The 15,760-nt window shown below is 70.4% G+C and carries 10 protein-coding genes and 1 pseudogene; 3 read left to right on the forward strand and 8 right to left on the reverse strand.

What is annotated here, in order from left to right; translation table 11 throughout:
- Window positions 1-42: 42 nt before the first annotated feature.
- The 3 genes from AB0D57_RS17930 to AB0D57_RS17940 form a co-directional block, all read right to left on the reverse strand.
- A complete protein-coding gene (locus tag AB0D57_RS17930) occupies window positions 43-1,608 on the reverse strand; it encodes an NAD(P)/FAD-dependent oxidoreductase (protein WP_362073011.1) in 1,566 nt (521 codons plus the stop codon).
- 94 nt (window positions 1,609-1,702) lie between these two features.
- The gene (locus tag AB0D57_RS17935) at window positions 1,703-4,012 is read right to left on the reverse strand and encodes a tetratricopeptide repeat protein (protein WP_362073014.1); all 2,310 of its coding nucleotides are present in this window, start codon (window positions 4,010-4,012) and stop codon (window positions 1,703-1,705) included.
- 62 nt (window positions 4,013-4,074) lie between these two features.
- The gene (locus tag AB0D57_RS17940; RefSeq protein WP_362073163.1) at window positions 4,075-4,872 is read right to left on the reverse strand and encodes an oxygenase MpaB family protein; all 798 of its coding nucleotides are present in this window, start codon (window positions 4,870-4,872) and stop codon (window positions 4,075-4,077) included.
- A 385-nt stretch (window positions 4,873-5,257) separates the two neighbouring features.
- On the opposite strand from AB0D57_RS17940, the pseudogene AB0D57_RS17945 reads away from it, so the two are divergent.
- Window positions 5,258-5,478 (forward strand): annotated as a pseudogene (locus AB0D57_RS17945) (ATP-binding protein); the annotation flags it as partial.
- Between the two features lie 59 nt (window positions 5,479-5,537).
- Here the strand turns inward: AB0D57_RS17945 and AB0D57_RS17950 are convergent.
- From AB0D57_RS17950 to AB0D57_RS17960, 3 genes are read right to left on the reverse strand one after another with little or no spacing between them, the layout of a single operon-like run.
- Entirely contained in the window at window positions 5,538-6,395 is an 858-nt protein-coding gene (locus AB0D57_RS17950) for a carbohydrate ABC transporter permease (RefSeq protein ID WP_362073017.1), read from the reverse strand.
- Between the two features lie 13 nt (window positions 6,396-6,408).
- Window positions 6,409-7,404: a sugar ABC transporter permease gene (locus tag AB0D57_RS17955; RefSeq protein ID WP_362073020.1), complete on the reverse strand. Its 996-nt coding sequence runs from the start codon at window positions 7,402-7,404 to the stop codon at window positions 6,409-6,411.
- A 9-nt stretch (window positions 7,405-7,413) separates the two neighbouring features.
- Window positions 7,414-8,901, reverse strand: a complete 1,488-nt coding sequence (locus tag AB0D57_RS17960; protein ID WP_362073023.1) for an extracellular solute-binding protein — start codon at window positions 8,899-8,901, stop codon at window positions 7,414-7,416.
- A 307-nt stretch (window positions 8,902-9,208) separates the two neighbouring features.
- Here AB0D57_RS17960 and AB0D57_RS17965 point away from each other — a divergent pair, with 307 nt between their 5' ends.
- Both AB0D57_RS17965 and AB0D57_RS17970 read left to right on the forward strand, forming a co-directional pair.
- Window positions 9,209-10,243 carry a LacI family DNA-binding transcriptional regulator gene (locus tag AB0D57_RS17965; protein WP_362073026.1) on the forward strand — a complete coding sequence of 345 codons (1,035 nt, stop codon included), beginning with the start codon at window positions 9,209-9,211 and terminating at the stop codon, window positions 10,241-10,243.
- A complete protein-coding gene (locus AB0D57_RS17970; protein WP_362073029.1) occupies window positions 10,240-12,207 on the forward strand; it encodes a DUF2264 domain-containing protein in 1,968 nt (655 codons plus the stop codon). Before AB0D57_RS17965 ends, AB0D57_RS17970 begins: the two co-directional genes overlap by 4 nt.
- Window positions 12,208-12,281: 74 nt before the next feature.
- Here AB0D57_RS17970 and AB0D57_RS17975 read toward each other — a convergent pair whose 3' ends face one another.
- Together AB0D57_RS17975 and AB0D57_RS17980 are read right to left on the reverse strand one after the other, a co-directional pair.
- A complete protein-coding gene (locus tag AB0D57_RS17975; RefSeq protein WP_362073032.1) occupies window positions 12,282-13,256 on the reverse strand; it encodes a glycoside hydrolase family 6 protein in 975 nt (324 codons plus the stop codon).
- 97 nt (window positions 13,257-13,353) lie between these two features.
- Window positions 13,354-15,573, reverse strand: a complete 2,220-nt coding sequence (locus AB0D57_RS17980; RefSeq protein ID WP_362073035.1) for a glycoside hydrolase family 9 protein — start codon at window positions 15,571-15,573, stop codon at window positions 13,354-13,356.
- Between the last annotated feature and the right edge of the window lie 187 nt (window positions 15,574-15,760).

Below are 15,760 nucleotides of genomic sequence, written 5' to 3' on the forward strand. Positions count from 1 at the left end.
TTTCTGATGCTCCGTCAGATAACTTGCGGCTCGGGACGGCCCTCAGCGCCCCTTCGCGGCTTCCTCCAGCACGGCCATGGCCGCGTTGTGCCCGGGCACCCCGCTCACCCCGCCGCCGCGCACCGCGCCCGCCCCGCACAGCAGGATGTTCGCCTGCCGGGTCTCGACACCCCAGCGGCCCGTGCCCTCCTGCGCATACGGGAAGGCGAGGTCGCGGTGGAAGATGTTGCCGCCGGGCAGCCGCAGGTCGCGTTCCAGGTCGAGCGGGGTCTTCGCCTCGATGCACGGGCGGCCGTCCGCGTCGACGGCCAGGCAGTCGGCGAGCGGTTCGACGAGGTGCGCGTCGAGCTGCGCCAGGGTCGACCTCAGCAGCTCGTCGCGGACGGCGTCGTGGTCGCGTGCGAAGAGCCGGGCGGGTGTGTGCAGGCCGAAGAGGGTGAGGGTCTGGTAGCCCTGGTCGACCAGGTCCCGGCCGAGGATGCTGGGGTCGGTGAGCGAGTGGCAGTAGATCTCGGAGGGCGGCGCGGTGGGCAGTTCACCGGCCGAGGCCTGCGCGTGGGCGGTCGCCAACTGTTCGTAGCCCTCGGCGACGTGGAAGGTCCCTGAGAACGCCTCGCGCGGGTTGACGGAGCTGTCGCGCAGCTTCGGCAACCGCTTGAGCAGCATGTTCACCTTGAGCTGGGCGCCCTCGGCGGGAGCGGGCGGCTGGTCGCCGGTGAGGGTCGCCAGCTCCTGCGGCGAGGCGTTCACGAGGACGTGGCTGGCCTCGACCACGCCCTCCGTGTCCGCGGTCCGGTAGGTGACCTCGGCGGACCGTCCGTCGGTTTCGATGTGTACCGCCTCATGGCCGGTGGCGATCACCGCGCCCGCGCCCCGCGCCGCCGCGGCGATCGCGTCCGTGAGGGCGCCCATGCCGCCGACCGGGACGTCCCAGGCGCCGGTGCCGCCGCCGATCACGTGGTAGAGGAAGCAGCGGTTCTGCCGCAGGGACGGGTCGTGGGCGTCCGCGAAGGTGCCGATGAGGGCGTCGGTGAGGACGACACCTCGTACGAGATCGTCGGCGAAGTACTTCTCTACGGCGACGCCGACCGGCTCCTCGAAGAGCGCCCGCCAGGCTTCCTCGTCGTCGACACGGCCACGCAGCTCCTCGCGCGTGGGGAGCGGCTCGGTGAGCGTCGGGAAGACCCGCTGGGCGACCCGGCCGGTCATGCCGTAGAAGGTCCGCCAGGCCTCGTACTCGCGGTCCGATCCGGTCAGCTGCCCGAACGCCTGCCGGGTGCGTCGCTCGCCGCCCCCGACGAGCAGTCCGGTGGGCCGTCCGTCGCGCTCCACGGGCGTGTACGAGGACACCGTGCGTCCGCGGACCCGGAAGTCGAGGCTCAGATCCCGCACGATCTTCCGGGGCAGCAGGCTGACCAGGTACGAGTAGCGCGACAGCCGCGCGTCGACCCCGGCGAACGGCCGGGTGGACACGGCGGCGCCGCCGGTGTTCCCCAAGCGCTCGAGCACCAGCACGGACCGTCCGGCCCGGGCCAGGTAGGCGGCGGCGACGAGGCCGTTGTGACCCCCGCCGACGATCACGACGTCGTATCCCTCGTGTGCAGGCATGGTTCTTGGTAACACGCGATGATCTAGGACGGCCAGAGGTGCGCGGCAGGCGGCGGGCACCCGGATGGGGCGGGGGCTCCCCTTCCGGTGGCCCTCACCGTCCTTCGGCCGCCCGCTGCTGCCGCAGCGCTGCCACCCTCCGGTAGAGCTCTACCGCCTCTTGGCCGCGCCCCAGCTGCTCCAGGCAGTGGGCTTCGTCATTGCGGCTGGCCAGGGCGTCGGGATGGTCGGCGCCGAGGACACGCTCGCGGGCGGCGGCGACACTCCGGTACTCGGTGAGGGCGTCGGCCCAGCGGCCCAGCCAGCCGAGGCCGACCGCGACCTCCCGGCGGCTGACGAGGGTGTCCGGGTGATCGGCGCCGAGGACGCGCTCGCGGATCGCGCCCACATCACGGGACTCGGCGAGCGCCTCCTCCCAGCGCCCCATCCGGCCGAGGTTGACGCCGAGTCCGTGCCGGGCGCGCAGGGTTTCGGGATGGGCGGGGCCGTGCACCCGGGTGCGGTCGTCGATGAGGTCCCGGTACAGCTCCAGGGCCTGCGTGCTGCGGCCGAGCCGGCCGAGGCTGATGCCGACCTCGTAGCGGGCGGAGAGCGTGTCCGGGTGGTCGGGGCCGAGCGCCTGCGCACGCGCCTCGGCCACCTCCCGATAGGTGTGCAGCGCCTCGGGCCAGCGCCCCAACTGCCCGAGTGCGTACGCGACTTCGTATCGCGTGACGAGTGTGTCGGGGTGGGTCGCGCCGAGCACCCGGGCCCGGGCGGCGGCAACCTCGTCGGCCATCCGGTACGAGTCCTCCAGGCGTCCCAGCCTGCTCAGATTGAAGGCGAGGTTGTGGCGGCAGCGCAGGGTGTCCGGATGGTCGGGGCCCATGGCCCGCTCCCGGGCGGCGAGCACGGACGTGTAAGCCTGGTGCGCCTCGAAGTGGCGGCCCAACTGCCCCAGCACGTACGCTACTTCCTGACGGGCGGCCAGGGTTTCGGGGTGGTCGGGACCGAGCACCCGCTCCCTGGTCCGGGCGACATGGGTGTACTCGCGCAGGGCGTCGGCGGGGCGCCCGGTGCGGCTGAGCGTGAAGCCGACCTCGTAGCGGCTGGCGAGCGTGTCGGGGTGATCCGGGCCGAGGGCGTATTCGCGTTCGGCGGCGACCGCGCGGTGCACCTCGCCCGCCTCGGCCCACCGGCCCAGCCGCCCCAGGCTCAGTCCGGCGTTGTGCCGACCCGCCAGCGTGGTGATCAACTCCGGTGCGGGTGTGGGGCGTTCGAAACGCTCCGGTACCTCGGGGCCCGCGGCGGACGGGCGGGCGATCCAGTCACCGGTCAGGCCCGCCGCGGCGTCCGGCGGAGTGGCGCGCAATCCCGTGCCGGTCGCCTTGTGGCCGGTGGTCATGCCCCGGGTCCAGGAGGGCAGCCGCGGCTCGCGCGACGGCGGCAGGGACTCACGCGGGGACGGTCCGGGCTCGCGCGACGGCGGCGCCTGCGTCGACGACGCCAAGGCCCTCCGCTCCTGGTCCGGTCGGCCCACGACGGGGGCGACGACGGTGGGCACGTAGACCGCGGCCGTACGGACCGCACCGATCCGGTGGCCCAGTTCACGCGCGTCCTGCGGGCGCTGCTCCGGTTCCTTGGCCAGCAGGTCCAGGATGATCCGCTCGAAGTACTCGGGAAGTTCGGCGCGGTGGTGTCGCGGTGGCTCGGGCGGCGTGTCGCGGTGCCCGATGAGGATCGCCCACGCGTCGTCGAGGTCGAACGGCGGCACCCCGGTGGCGATTTCATAGAGCACACACCCGAAGGAGTACAGGTCGCTGCGCTGATCGACCTGGGCGCCGCCGATCTGCTCCGGCGACATGTAGTGCGGGGTACCCATCGCAATGCCGGTGCCGGTCAGCCGGGAGGTGAAACCGATGTCGTGGCCGAGGCGCGCTATGCCGAAGTCGCAGATCTTCACCGTGCCGTCGCCGAGCCGCATGATGTTCGCGGGCTTCAAGTCCCGGTGCACAATGCCCTGTTGATGGGTGTAGGCAAGGGCGGCGGACACCTGGTCGGCGATCTCGACGACATCGGCGACCGGTAACGGATGCTGCTTGTTGTCCTCCAGGAGCTGGCTCAGGTTGCGCCCCTCCAGCAGCTCCATCACCAGAAACAGCACGCCGTCGGACTCGCCGAAGTCGTGCACCACGGTCACGCCGCGGTGCTGGAGCGCGGCGGCCACCCGGGCCTCGCGCCGAAACCGCTCCCTCAGGACACGGGTGAAGGACTGATCATGATGGGGACCGAGCGGCTTGAGGCACTTCACGGCCACCTGCCGCCCCAGCGACTCGTCACGGGCACGCCACACCTCACCCATACCGCCCCGCCCGATCAGATCGAGCAGCCGGTACCGGCTCTGGATCAGCCTCGTCTCCGCCATCTCGTGCGATCGCCCCCGTCGCTGCTCGCCGCGCCCTCCCCTGGCCCGTCCAGTATGGCGAGTTATCTGCCGACTTTGTACGGCGCCGGGCGGGAGCCGGGGCCGAGCCGTGACATGGCCCGCAGAATGTGTTTGGGAGGGAGTTGCCAGCGAAGACGTGCGGGAACACAGCGCAGCAAGGTGCCCGTGGCACGCAGGCGCCGGGTCACCGCGGGGGGCGGCGGAGCCGGTCTGCCGTACAACTCGTGGGCGTACGGCGGCAGAGCGGCGTACGCCAGATGCGCCACACGCCGCCACAGCAGGGCGCGCGCCGGCACGAGCAACGGGTGGGTCGGCGGGCGCAGCAGGAAGTCGTCCACCTCTCGCGCCTCGGTTCCCGCTGCCAGCTCCGGCAGCACCTTCTCGAAATACGCGGCGAGTTGGCCCTGGTCGGCGGGTACGACTTCCTGGTCGAGCCCCACCAGCCGTGCGCTGACGCGGTGTTCACCGATATAGCGATCGGCCTGCGCGTCCGTGAGAGGGAACCCTGAGCGCCGCAGCACGTGCAGATAGGAGTCGATCTCCGCGCAGTGCACCCACAGCAGCAGCTCCGGCTCGTCGACCCCGTAGCGCTCCCCCGTGTCCGGGTCCGTCGCCGTGAGCATGCTGTGAATCTTTCGTACGCGCGCCCCGGCTTTCTCAGCAGCCTCACTGGTTCCGTACGTCGTGGTCCCCACGAAGTTCGCGGTCCGCATCAGGCGGCCCCAGGCATCGCGCCGGAAGTCAGAATTCTGCATGACCCCGCGCACCGCGCGCGGGTGCAGGGCCTGGAGGTAGAGCGCGCGGATCCCGGCGACCCACATCATGGGGTCGCCGTGCATCTGCCAGGTCACCGAGGAGGGCCCGAAGAGCCCCGGGTCACCTGCCTGAAAGGTCTCCACACCAGCAAGTGTGACAAACATGTCTGGTTTCCACTCGCAATGCGGCGGTCATGCTGGTGGCATCGGCCAAATCCGTCGGCAGACGGGGTCTTGGGGCAGTCGTGGTGCCGCTCGCGCGGGTGGGCTCAGGACACGGGCTGATGTCGAGCAGGCGCTCACCCGTGATATCGCTGAGCACCACGTCACCGGGGCCCGCCTCGTCCCACGGCCCCCACTCGACCCGAGCGCGAGCTGGTATCCCGCGGACACCACCGCTCTGCAGAGGGCTTCCACCATGTCGGCGTGGAACGGCTGGTGCGGGTCGAACTGCACCCACCCACGCCGCATGATCGAGGTCGCCGACACCGGCAGTGGTGTCGAACCCGAGGACCTGCCCCCGTGTTCGACCGCTTCTGGCGTGCGGAGAAGTCCCGCAGCAGGCGCACCGGAGGCAGCGGCCTCGGGCTTTCGATCGTCAGGCAGCTGATCGACGCCCACAGGGGAACGGTCACCGCCACCAGCGAGCCCGGTGCGGAAACAGTCTTCACGCTGCGACTGCCCGCCGGTTCGCAGGCGGGCGTCGACACCTCCACCGGCTCGGCGAACCGACTGACAGCCACTCCTCCCTACTGCTTGACCGCGCCGGCCAGCCCGTTGATGAAGAACCGCTGCAGTACGACGAAGATCAGGACGATGGGGAGCAGGGTGATGACCGACCCCGCACACACCAGGGTCCAGGCGGTGGAGTTCTGGCCGATGAAGTTGAACATGCCCACCGACAGCGTGTGCAGATCGGGGCGGGAGAGAGTGAAGACCAGCGGGATGAAGAAGCTGTTCCAGGCGTTGATGCAGGCGAACAGGCCCACGGTCGCCAGCATCGGCCCGGACAGCGGCAGCATGATCCGCCAGAAGATCTGGTGGAAGCTCGCCCCGTCCACGCGGGCCGCGTCCTCGAGGCCCCGGTCGATCGTCGTGAAGTAGCCCATGAAGAGGAAGGTGCCGAAGACCATCCCGCCCGCCGACTGGACGATGACCACCGACCAGAGGGTGTTGAGGAGATGGAGCCGCTGGATCAGGTCGAAGACCGGGATGATCGTGTAGCCGTGCGGCAGGAAGAGCGTCACCCCGACCAGGCCCAGCCAGAGCTTCTTGCCGGGGAAGTCGGTACGGGCGAGGACGTAGCCCGCCATGGAGGTGGCGAGCAGCGTCACGATGACCGTGCCGGTCGCGAACAGGACCGTGTTCACGAAGAAGCGGCTGAAGTCCGCCTGTGTCCAGGCCTCGCTGTAGTTGGACCAGTGGAACTCGGACGGGATCGGGTTCAGCCCGCCGGAGAAGAAGCCGTCGGTGCTCTTCAGCGAGCTGCCCAACGCCCACAGGAACGGGTAGAGCCAGATGAGCCCGCCGCCGAGCAAGGCGAGATAGAGCAGGCCGCGCCGGCCCTGGCGCAGGCTCAGCCGCGGACGCGGGGACAGTGTGGACATCGACGAAACCCCTTCACTTGTTGGCGGCCGTGCGCCGTCGGCTGAGCCGGCGCAGGGCGAGGACCTGCAGCGCGGAGAAGACGATGAGCAGCAGTCCGTAGAGGAACGAGGCCGCGGAGGCCAGGCCGATGTCGGGCTGGGCGGCGGCGCCGGCGGCGCCGCCGAAGGCCAGGTGGTAGATGTACGTGTTGACGACCTCGGTGGCGAAGTACGGGCCGCCGCCGGTGAGGACCTGCACCAGGTCGAAGACCTGGAAGCTGCCGATGAAGGCCAACACCACGATGACGACGCCGACTTGGCGCAGCATCGGGATGGTGATGCGGAAGAAGGACTGGACCGGGCCGCAGCCGTCGAGTTTCGCCGCCTCGTACAGCTCCGCCGGGATGGTCTGCAGTCCGGCGAGGAAGTAGACGAGGTTGTAGCCGAGGGTGTGCCAGATGCCGATCGCGATGATCACGGCCAGGGCGGTGTTCGGGTCGCCCAGCCAGTCGATCTGCCCGTCGGTCACCCCGGTCTTGGCCAGCAGACTGCCCGCCGAGTCGCCGAAGTTGGCGAGCATGAGCTGGACGACCACGCCGACGACCGCCGCCGAGGTGACGACGGGGATGAAGTAGACGGTCCGGAAGAACAGCGCGAACTTGAGCTTCGGGTTGTTCAGCACCAGCGCGAGCGCCAGCGCCAGCACCAGTTGGACCGGGACGAGCACGAACGCGTAGACGAAGGTGTGCTCGACGGCGCCCCAGAAGATGCCGTCGTGCAGGATCTGCCGGAAGTTGGCGAGGCCCACGTAGTCGCCGGGTTCGCCGATGCCGTTCCAGCGGTAGAAGGTGTAGCCGAACGAGGCGAAGATCGGGTAGATCACAAAGGCCAGCAGCAGCACGGCCATGGGGGCCAGATAGAGGTACGACCACTTGGCGGCGCGGATGCGGTGCCAGAGGCCGGCCCGGGGGGCGACAGGTGGTGCGGTCCGGGGCGGCCGCCGGCGCTGACGGGTGGCGAGGAGTGACATGACGGCTGCTCACGCCTTCTTCGTGGTGTACGGCTTGGTGGGGTCCCAGTCCGCGAAGACGTAGTCGGACGTGCTGACCTTCTTGCCCTGCTTGGCCACCGCGGCGACCGCGTCGGAGAGGAGCTGGAACTTCTTGTCGGCCAGGCTGCTCAACGCGCTCTGTATGTCCTTGATCTGGCCGGTGTAGACACCGGTCACCACATCGCTGATGTCCGGCTTGGGGACGCCGGGCGCGACGCCGGCCAGCTCCGGGTTGCGCACGAGGGGTACGGGGCCGCGCAGCACCTGCCGGGTCATGCCGACGAAGGCGGCGAAGGGCTTGGAGTCGATGCCGGCCGGGTCGTTGTCCGCGGGGTATGCGGAGACGCCGTTGAGGTCCTGCACCCAGCGGCGGCCTGCGGCGGGCGACGTCAGCGCGTCCAGCCACTGAAAGGCCTGGTGCGCCTTCTTGGTCTTGGCGGAGACCGCGGCGAAGGCGCCGTTGCCGACCGGGTCGGCGTAGTAGTAGCCCTTCGGTGTCGCGGTGGGCGAGGGCAGCGTGACCAGGCTGTAGTCGGTGAACTTGTGCTGGGTCCACTCGGGTTGGTTCCATACGCCGCCGACGGTCATACCGAACTTGCCGCGCTCGAAGAACGCGCGGGCCGCTTCGTCCGAGAGGCTGACGGAGTTGGGGTGGAAGAAGCCGCGCTTCTTCCATTCGACAAACAACTCCAGGAAGTCGGCGTACGCACGGTCGGTGCCGAACGTCCACTTCCCGACGCGGTAGTCCATGCCGGTGCCGGGGATGGTGGGGGCCCCGCCAGGTGCACCGGCGCCGCGCACGAACAGGTCCAGCCACCAGGCGAGGACGCCGATGCCGTCGGCGTTGCCGAAGCCCAGGCCGTACGACTTGCCGCCGCTCTTCTTGGTGATCGTCTGGGCGGCGCTGGTCACCTCGTCCCAGGTCCGGGGTACCTTCACGCTCCCGTCCGGGTTGGTCAGCCCGACGGACTTGAAGACGCCGTTGTGGATGTAGAGCTGGTAGAGCGCGCCCGAGCCCTTCAGCGGGGCCGAGTAGACCTTGCCGTCGAAGACGTTGGCGCCCTCCAGGAAGGTGCCCTCGGGGAAGCGCGACTGCCACTGAGGCGTCGCCCACTCGTCGAGCGGATGCAGCCAGCCCTTGGCGACCTGTTCGGCGACGCTGGGTACCTGCGGGATCATGAAGACGTCCGGCGGGTTGCCGCTGCGGTTGGCGAGCGCCACCAGGTCGGCGTACTTGGCGTTCTGCTGGGTGGTCTTCTTGACGCTGACGCCGCTGTGGCCCTTCTGGAAGAGCGCTATCTCGTTGTCGACCCAGGGGGCTTGGGTGACGTACCAGTCCCAGTAGGTGAGGGCGTCCGCCGACGAGGAGGGGGAGCCGGAGCCGCATGCGCTCAGGCCGCCGCCCAGTGCCATGGTGCCGGCGCCGAGTGCGGCGGCGCGCAGGAGGCCGCGTCTGGAGACGTTCGACGAAGTCATCTGGTGTTCCTCCGAGGCGGAGAAGAGGGATGCTGAACGGCATGTAACGTTCACTCAACCGTTTACAGTAACCGGGACGTTAAGGGTGCGTATCGCGGTCGTCAAGGGGTTTCGACGAGGCTTTACGGGGCGATCCTGGCGATGGCAGGGGGCCCGGCCAGTCAGGTGTCTGCCAGGGCATAGAGAAACCCTGGCGAGTTGTGTAACTTTTTCATCGGTGTTACTCACGTTGGCTGTTCACCGGGGCGAGGAGAAGCAGAGCATGGCTCAAGGTCGGGGTTCCGCAGGTCGGGCGACGATCCGTGACGTGGCGTCGCGCGCAGGCGTGTCCGTCGCCACCGTCTCGCGGATCCTCAGCGGGGCGTACACGGCGCCCCCGGCGACGCACGAGCGGGTCATGCAGGCCGCGCGCGACCTCGACTACGTGGTCAACGCCAACGCCCGCTCCCTCACCACGGCTTCGGGGATGGTGGCGATGGTGGTCAACGACATCACCTCGCCGTTCTTCATGAACGTCGCCTCCGGAGTGGAGGAGCAGGCCGTCGCCGACGGCCGGGTCTGCCTCGTCTGTTCCACCCAGGGCGTCCCGGAGCGCGAGCTGTCGGTGATCAACCTGATGCGTCAGCGCGGCGCGGAGGCGATCATCCTGGTCGGCGGCATGGCCGAGACCGAGGAGCATCTCGCCCAACTCGCCGCCGCCGCCGAGGGGATGGACCGGGCCGGCGCCCGCCTGGTGCTCTGCGCCCGGCCCTGGAAGGGCGCGAAGGCGCCGGTGGACGTGGTGGAGTGCGACATGGAGAGCGGCGCCTTCGCCGCCACCAGCCACCTGCTCTCCGCGGGCCACACCCGGGTGGCCCACCTGGCGGGTCCGCACGAGTTCAGCGTGGCGGGCCAGCGCCTCGAAGGGTACGAACGGGCGCTGCGCGCGCACGGCATCAAACCCGATCCGGCGCTCGTCGCCGAGAGCGACATGACGCGCGAGTCCGGATACGAAGCGGCCAGCCGACTGCTCACCGGCACCGACGCCACCGCGATCTTCTGCGCCAGCGACATGAGCGCCGCCGGCGCCATCGCCGCCGCCCGCGACCTGGGCCGCTCGGTCCCCGACGACGTCTCCGTGGTCGGCTTCGACGACATCCCGCTCGCCGAGGACCTCTACCCGCGACTGACCACGGTGCACGTCCCCCAGCAGGAACTCGGCCGCTCCGCGACCCGTCTCGCCCTGCACCGCCGCCCCACCGATCCGCCGAGCCGCCGTGTGGTGCTCGGCTCGCACGTCGTCGTACGCCAATCGGTGGCGCCCCCCGCCCGCCTCAACACCGTCGGAAAGGCGGACAGTTGATACCGGAAGACCGACTCCTCTCCCCGTACACCGGCTGGACGCGTACGCACTGGGAGGCGCTGGCCGACGCACAGCTGGCCGCCGTCCGCCCGTACGCCACCGACCGGCACGCCCTGCTCCATCTGCCCGGCCCCGCCAGCCGCAACGGTCGGCACAGCGACGGCCTCGAAGGCTTCGCCCGCACCTTTCTGCTCGCCGGCTTCCGCCTGGCACAGTCCGGCGACACCGACCCGGGCGGCCATGCCGCGTGGTACGCCGAGGGCCTGGCCGCCGGCACCGATCCGCACTCGCCATCGCCGGAGCGCTGGCCGAGCATGCGTGACTGCGGGCAGGCCAAGGTGGAGTGCGCGTCGGTGGCGATCGCGCTGCACGAGACGCGGCCCTGGATCTGGGACCGGCTGGACGACGGCGTACGGCAGCGGATCGTCGCGTGGATGACGGACCTGCTCGGCAGCGACGTGTCCGACAACAACTGGGTCTGGTTCCGGGCGATCACGTCGGCGTTCCTGCGCTCGGTCGGCGCGCCGTGGAGCACGGCCGACATCGATCACGCGATCACGCGCACGGAAGAGTGGTACGCGGGCGACGGCTGGTACTCCGACGGGAGCGGCACCGGCGGCCCGCTGCGGCACTTCGACCACTACTCGGGCTGGGCCATGCAGTACTACCCGCTCTGGTACTGCCGCATCTCCGGCGCCGACGCCGACCCCGCCCTGCTCCCCCGCTATCGCGCCCGGCTGCGCCGCTACCTCGACGACGCCCAGCACCTCGTGGCGGCCGACGGCGCCCCGCTGTACCAGGGCCGCTCCCTCACGTACCGCTACGCGATGCTCTGCCCGCTGTGGACCGGTGCCGTCTTCGACGCCACTCCCCTGCCGGCGGGCCGCACCCGCCGACTGGCCAGCGGCGTGCTGCGGCACTTCACCGAAGCCGGCTGCTTCGACGGGCGCGGGCTTCAACCGCTGGGCTGGCACGGGGAGTTCCCGGCCATCCGGCAGCCGTACTCGGGGCCCGGCTCGCCGTACTGGTCGAGCAAGGGCTTCGCCGGACTGGTGCTGCCCGCCGAGCACCCGGTGTGGGCGGAGAAGGAGGAGACGCTGACGGTCGAGACACGGGACGTGCGGCGGACGCTGACCGCCCCGGGGTGGCTCGTCTCCGGCACGGCCGCGGACGGAGTCGTACGCGTCGTCAACCACGGCAGCGACCACGCCTTCGGTGACGGCGTCGACGCCGAGGCGGACGACCCGGTCTACAGCCGCCTCGCCTACGCCTCCCACGCCGCCCCCGACAGCACGGAGGCGAGCCTGAACGACCCGCTCGACTCCCACATCGCCCTGCTCGACGCCGAGGGGCGCCCTTCCCACCGCCGCCCGCTGACCCGCCTGCATCTCGGTGTCCGCTCCGCCGTCTCCCGCCATCGCGCGCACTGGCCGCTCGGCCCCGTACCAGCCCCGTACGCCCACGACCCCGCACCGTCCTTCCGCCCGGGTCCGTGGATCACGACGGCGTCCGTGCTGAACGGCCCGCTGGAGGTCCGGCTCACCCGGGTCGACGGCGAGGTGGAGGAGCCGCTGCGGCTGCGCCTCGGCGGCTACTGCCTGGCCGCCGCCGAGCCGCCGTTCACGCACGAAGGGACCGGGCCCGGCGCCTGGGTGCGCCGCCCGGACGGCCTGTTCAGCACGGTGGTCGCGCTGCGCGGTTTCGACGAGGCGGGCATCGCCACCGCGCGGGACGCCAATGCTTTCGGCCCGCACTCGGCGACACCCTGGCTCGCCACGACGGCGGAGGTCCAACCGGGCACGGTGTACGCCGCGTTGGTCTGCCTCTCCGGAGTGGTCGAGGGGCCGACCGCGGCCGAAGCCGTACACCTGGAGGTCTCCTACGACGGCGACGGCACGGCCCTCGCCTCCGTCACCTGGCCCGACGGCACTCAGGACACCGTCCGCCTGGAGCCGCCGAGTTGACGAGCAAAACGGCGTGGGGCGCGGGCTGTCAGGGACCCGCGCCCCACACCGGGATCAGATGCCGTACGCCGGGATCAGGTGCCGTCGATCAGCCGGACGGCGATGGCGGGGCTGAACTGTCCGGCGGGGACCGTCGGGGCGATGCCGCACGCCCCGTCGGAGTTGCCCGGCGTCTTGACCCACAGCAACAGGTCCTCACCCCCGCCCACTCGCGGGGTGACACCGAGTTTGCGCCCGGCGGGGTTGCACCACTCGCCGTTGGAGCCGTTGCCGTTGCGGCTGGTGTCCACGACGAAGTGGGAGCCGCCGCCCAGGGCCGAGTTGATCGAGTTGCCGTAGGTCTCCGAGGACGCGGTGGTGTAGAAGTTCGAGACGTTCAGGGAGTAGCCGCGGATGTTGCGCACGCCCGCGGCGTTCAGCCGGCTCGCCATGGTCGCCGGGGCGACCCAGTTGGTGTGTCCGGCGTCCAGATAGGCCCAGGTGTTGGGTGCCTTCTGCTGGAACATCTGGGACGCGTAGGCGAGCATCGCGAGACGGTCGGTGATCTGCGAGCTGGTCAGGCAGCTGAAGTCGGACAAGGCGTCCGGCTCGATGACGACCACGGCGGGGCGGTCGCCCACCGCGGCCGCGAAGGTGGAGATCCAGGTGCGGTACTCGGCCACGCTGCCCGCGCCGCCGGACGAGTGGCCGCCGCAGGCGTCCCGGAGCGGAATGTTGTACGCGACGAGGACCGGCAGCTGGTCGTGACTGTCGGCGGCGCCGACGTAGTTGGCCACGGCCGGTCCGATCCCTCCGCTCTCACCGGCGAACCAGCGGGCGATCGGCTGGGAGGCGATGGCCGACTGGATCCGCGCGGCACGTGCGTCGGAGGGGTTGTTCCGGACCCAGACGGCCGGGCCGGAGTCGGGGTTGGAGTAGAAGCCGCTCGTCAGCGAGATCGGGCTGGCGGCTGCTGCCGAACCGGCCGCCACGAGCGGCAGCGGTAGGGCGAGCAGGCCGATCAGAACAGTTCTGAGCAAGGCAGTTTTGAGCAGGGCGTTCCAGCGCATGGTGCGTCCCTTTTCTCTGGGGGCGGGGCTGCCGCGGGCCCCTCGGCTCGGCTCCCGCCCGCGCTCGACCGGCGCGGGCGGGGCCACGGCGGTGGGTTCAGTGCGCGGTGTCGGCGGCGAAGGTCGCCACCCAGGCGAGTGCGGAGTTCCAGTTGATCGCGATCTCGTTGGTCGAGTACGAGTAGATGTCGTCGATGTAGCAGGTGGCAGGGGCGCAGCCGACCAGGTTCTGCTGCGCGACCGGATCCTGGAGGGCGGAGTCGGGGCCACCGGCCAGCGAACCGGGCGGGGGGCTGGGCAGCTTGGGGTCGATCTGGTGGGCCCAGATGCGGTTGTGCTGGTTGTGGCTGGACTGGGTGCCGTATCCGGTGATGAAGGACTGGTTCAGCGCGTTGCGGCCGAGGAGGTAGTCCAGCGACTCCAGCACGGCACTGCCGTAGACCTTCCGGTGGGTGATGTCGTACGCGGTCGCGATGACCACGGCGTTGTTCGCGGTGACGCTGTTGGAGCCCCAGACGTAGGCGCCGTCGGCGGGCAGGTTGGGGTTCGGGTAGCCCTGCGACCGCTCGTCCCGTACGAACCCGTCGGCGACGGCGAGGACCCGCTTGCGCGCGGAGGCGACCATGTGGGCGGGGAAGCGGCTCGGCAGCCGGACGACGGTGAGGTCGGCCAGCGCGCCGGTGTCCCGCCAGGAGAATCCGGCCGAGGTGATCTCCGTATCGATGCGGGACAGGTAGGCACGGTCGTGCGTGGTGGCGTAGAGCTCGGTGGCGGCCCAGGAGAACTCGTCGGCCGCGTCCGTGTCGGCATACGCTCCCCCGCCGACGTTGTCACTGCTCGGGGCGTACACGTCGGGATGGGCGAGCGCGGCCTTCCAGGCGGTCTTGGCCGCGGTCAGGCACCTGTGGGCGAAAGCCGCGTCGTAGCGGGCCCACACCCGGGCGCACTGGGCGCCCGCGGCGGCGAGGTTGAGGGTGGCGGCCGTGGACGGCGCGTGCAGGTAGCGGGGCTGGGAATCCCGGTCGGGCTGGGTGGGCAGGGCGGTCCAGGCCAGGTCGTGGACCTTGTGATGGACCATGCCGGCCAGCGGCTCACCCGCGGGCACCTGCATGCTCAGCAGGAACTCCGTCTCCCAGCGGGACTCGTCGAGTACGTCCGGGACGCGGTTGTCGTTCTCCGGGATGCTCAGCAGTCCGTCACGCAGCCCCGCGGTGTCGCCCTGGCCGCGGGAGCGTTCGTAGGAATCCATCAACTGCCAGGCGGCGAGCGCACCGTTGACGACGTACTTGCCCTGATCACCCGCGTCGTACCAACCGCCCTGGACATCCAGCGAGTAGTCGCAGGTGCCGGGCAGGCAGGGCACGTCCGTGTCGCCCTTGTTGGGTGCCACGCCGATGTGTCCGGCGGGCCGGGCGTAGGCGTCGCCGGCGTACTGGGCCTCGATGGGCGTGCCGCTGCGGACGGCGTAGAAGTAGTCGAGTGCGTCCTTGCGCAGGACTTTGTAGGGGTTGTCCGCGATGGCGAACGGATAGCTGGTGGCCCCGTCGACCGCGAGCGTGTATCCCGTACCGGCCGTACGGACCGAGCTGAAGTCGGCGATGTGCACATGGTCACCGGACGCGGTGTCCGTGCCCTGGACGCGGGTGAATCCGTTCTTGACGACCGCACCCGAGGAGTCGAGCAGGCGCCATTCCACGGGCGTCGCCGAGGCGTCGACGATGGACGCCCTCTTGGGGCCGTGGACGGCGTAGCCGTACTGGTTCGTCCGCACAGGGGAACCGAAGTCGCGCCCGCCGCCGGGTGGTATCGCACCGCCGGTGAGGGAGACGTCGTCGAGGCACAGGGTGAACGGCTCGGTGGCGCCGCCCTGTTGGAAGGACAGCTGGGCGTGCAGGCCGGCGGTCGTGGAGGTGCCGGTGAACTGGAAGGGCTTGGGCGTGGTGGTGACGGCGGCGGCCTTGTTCAAGGTTGTCGTGTACGGAGCGGCGGGCAGCTGCAGCACTGCGCGGATGGACACGTCCCGGGTGGCGGAGGCGGTGAAGCGCAGCGTGTACGGCTGTCCGGCCTCCAGCGGGATGTCGTTCTGGCCGATCATGGAGTCCCATGCGTTGACGGTCCCCGCGGGGACATCGGCGCACAGCCGACCCAGATTGATGGCGGACGGCGTGTTGGCGCTGCTCCACCAGGGGCTCTTCACGCTGTCGAACGTGCCGTTGAGCACCCGTTCGTATTCCGCGGCGTGCGCGGGCGTCGCAGCCAGAGCGACGGTCAGGACGGGCGCGAGGAAGACCGCGCCCCATCTGGTCTTGTGGAACATACCGGGCCCTTCTCGGTGGCAGGGTCCCGGCTCGGTGCGGCGTCAGTGCCAGATGTTCGGCGGCGGCGCCGATGCTGTCAAGCCTTCAAGCACAAGAGTCTTTTCTGCGTCCGAACCCTTCACAGACTGAACATGACGCTCCTAGGCTGCGACTGTAAGCGCTTCCAGTTTTTCCCGGAAGCATCGC

This window comes from Streptomyces sp. NPDC048275 (assembly GCF_040652275.1).
Lineage (GTDB): Bacteria > Actinomycetota > Actinomycetes > Streptomycetales > Streptomycetaceae > Streptomyces.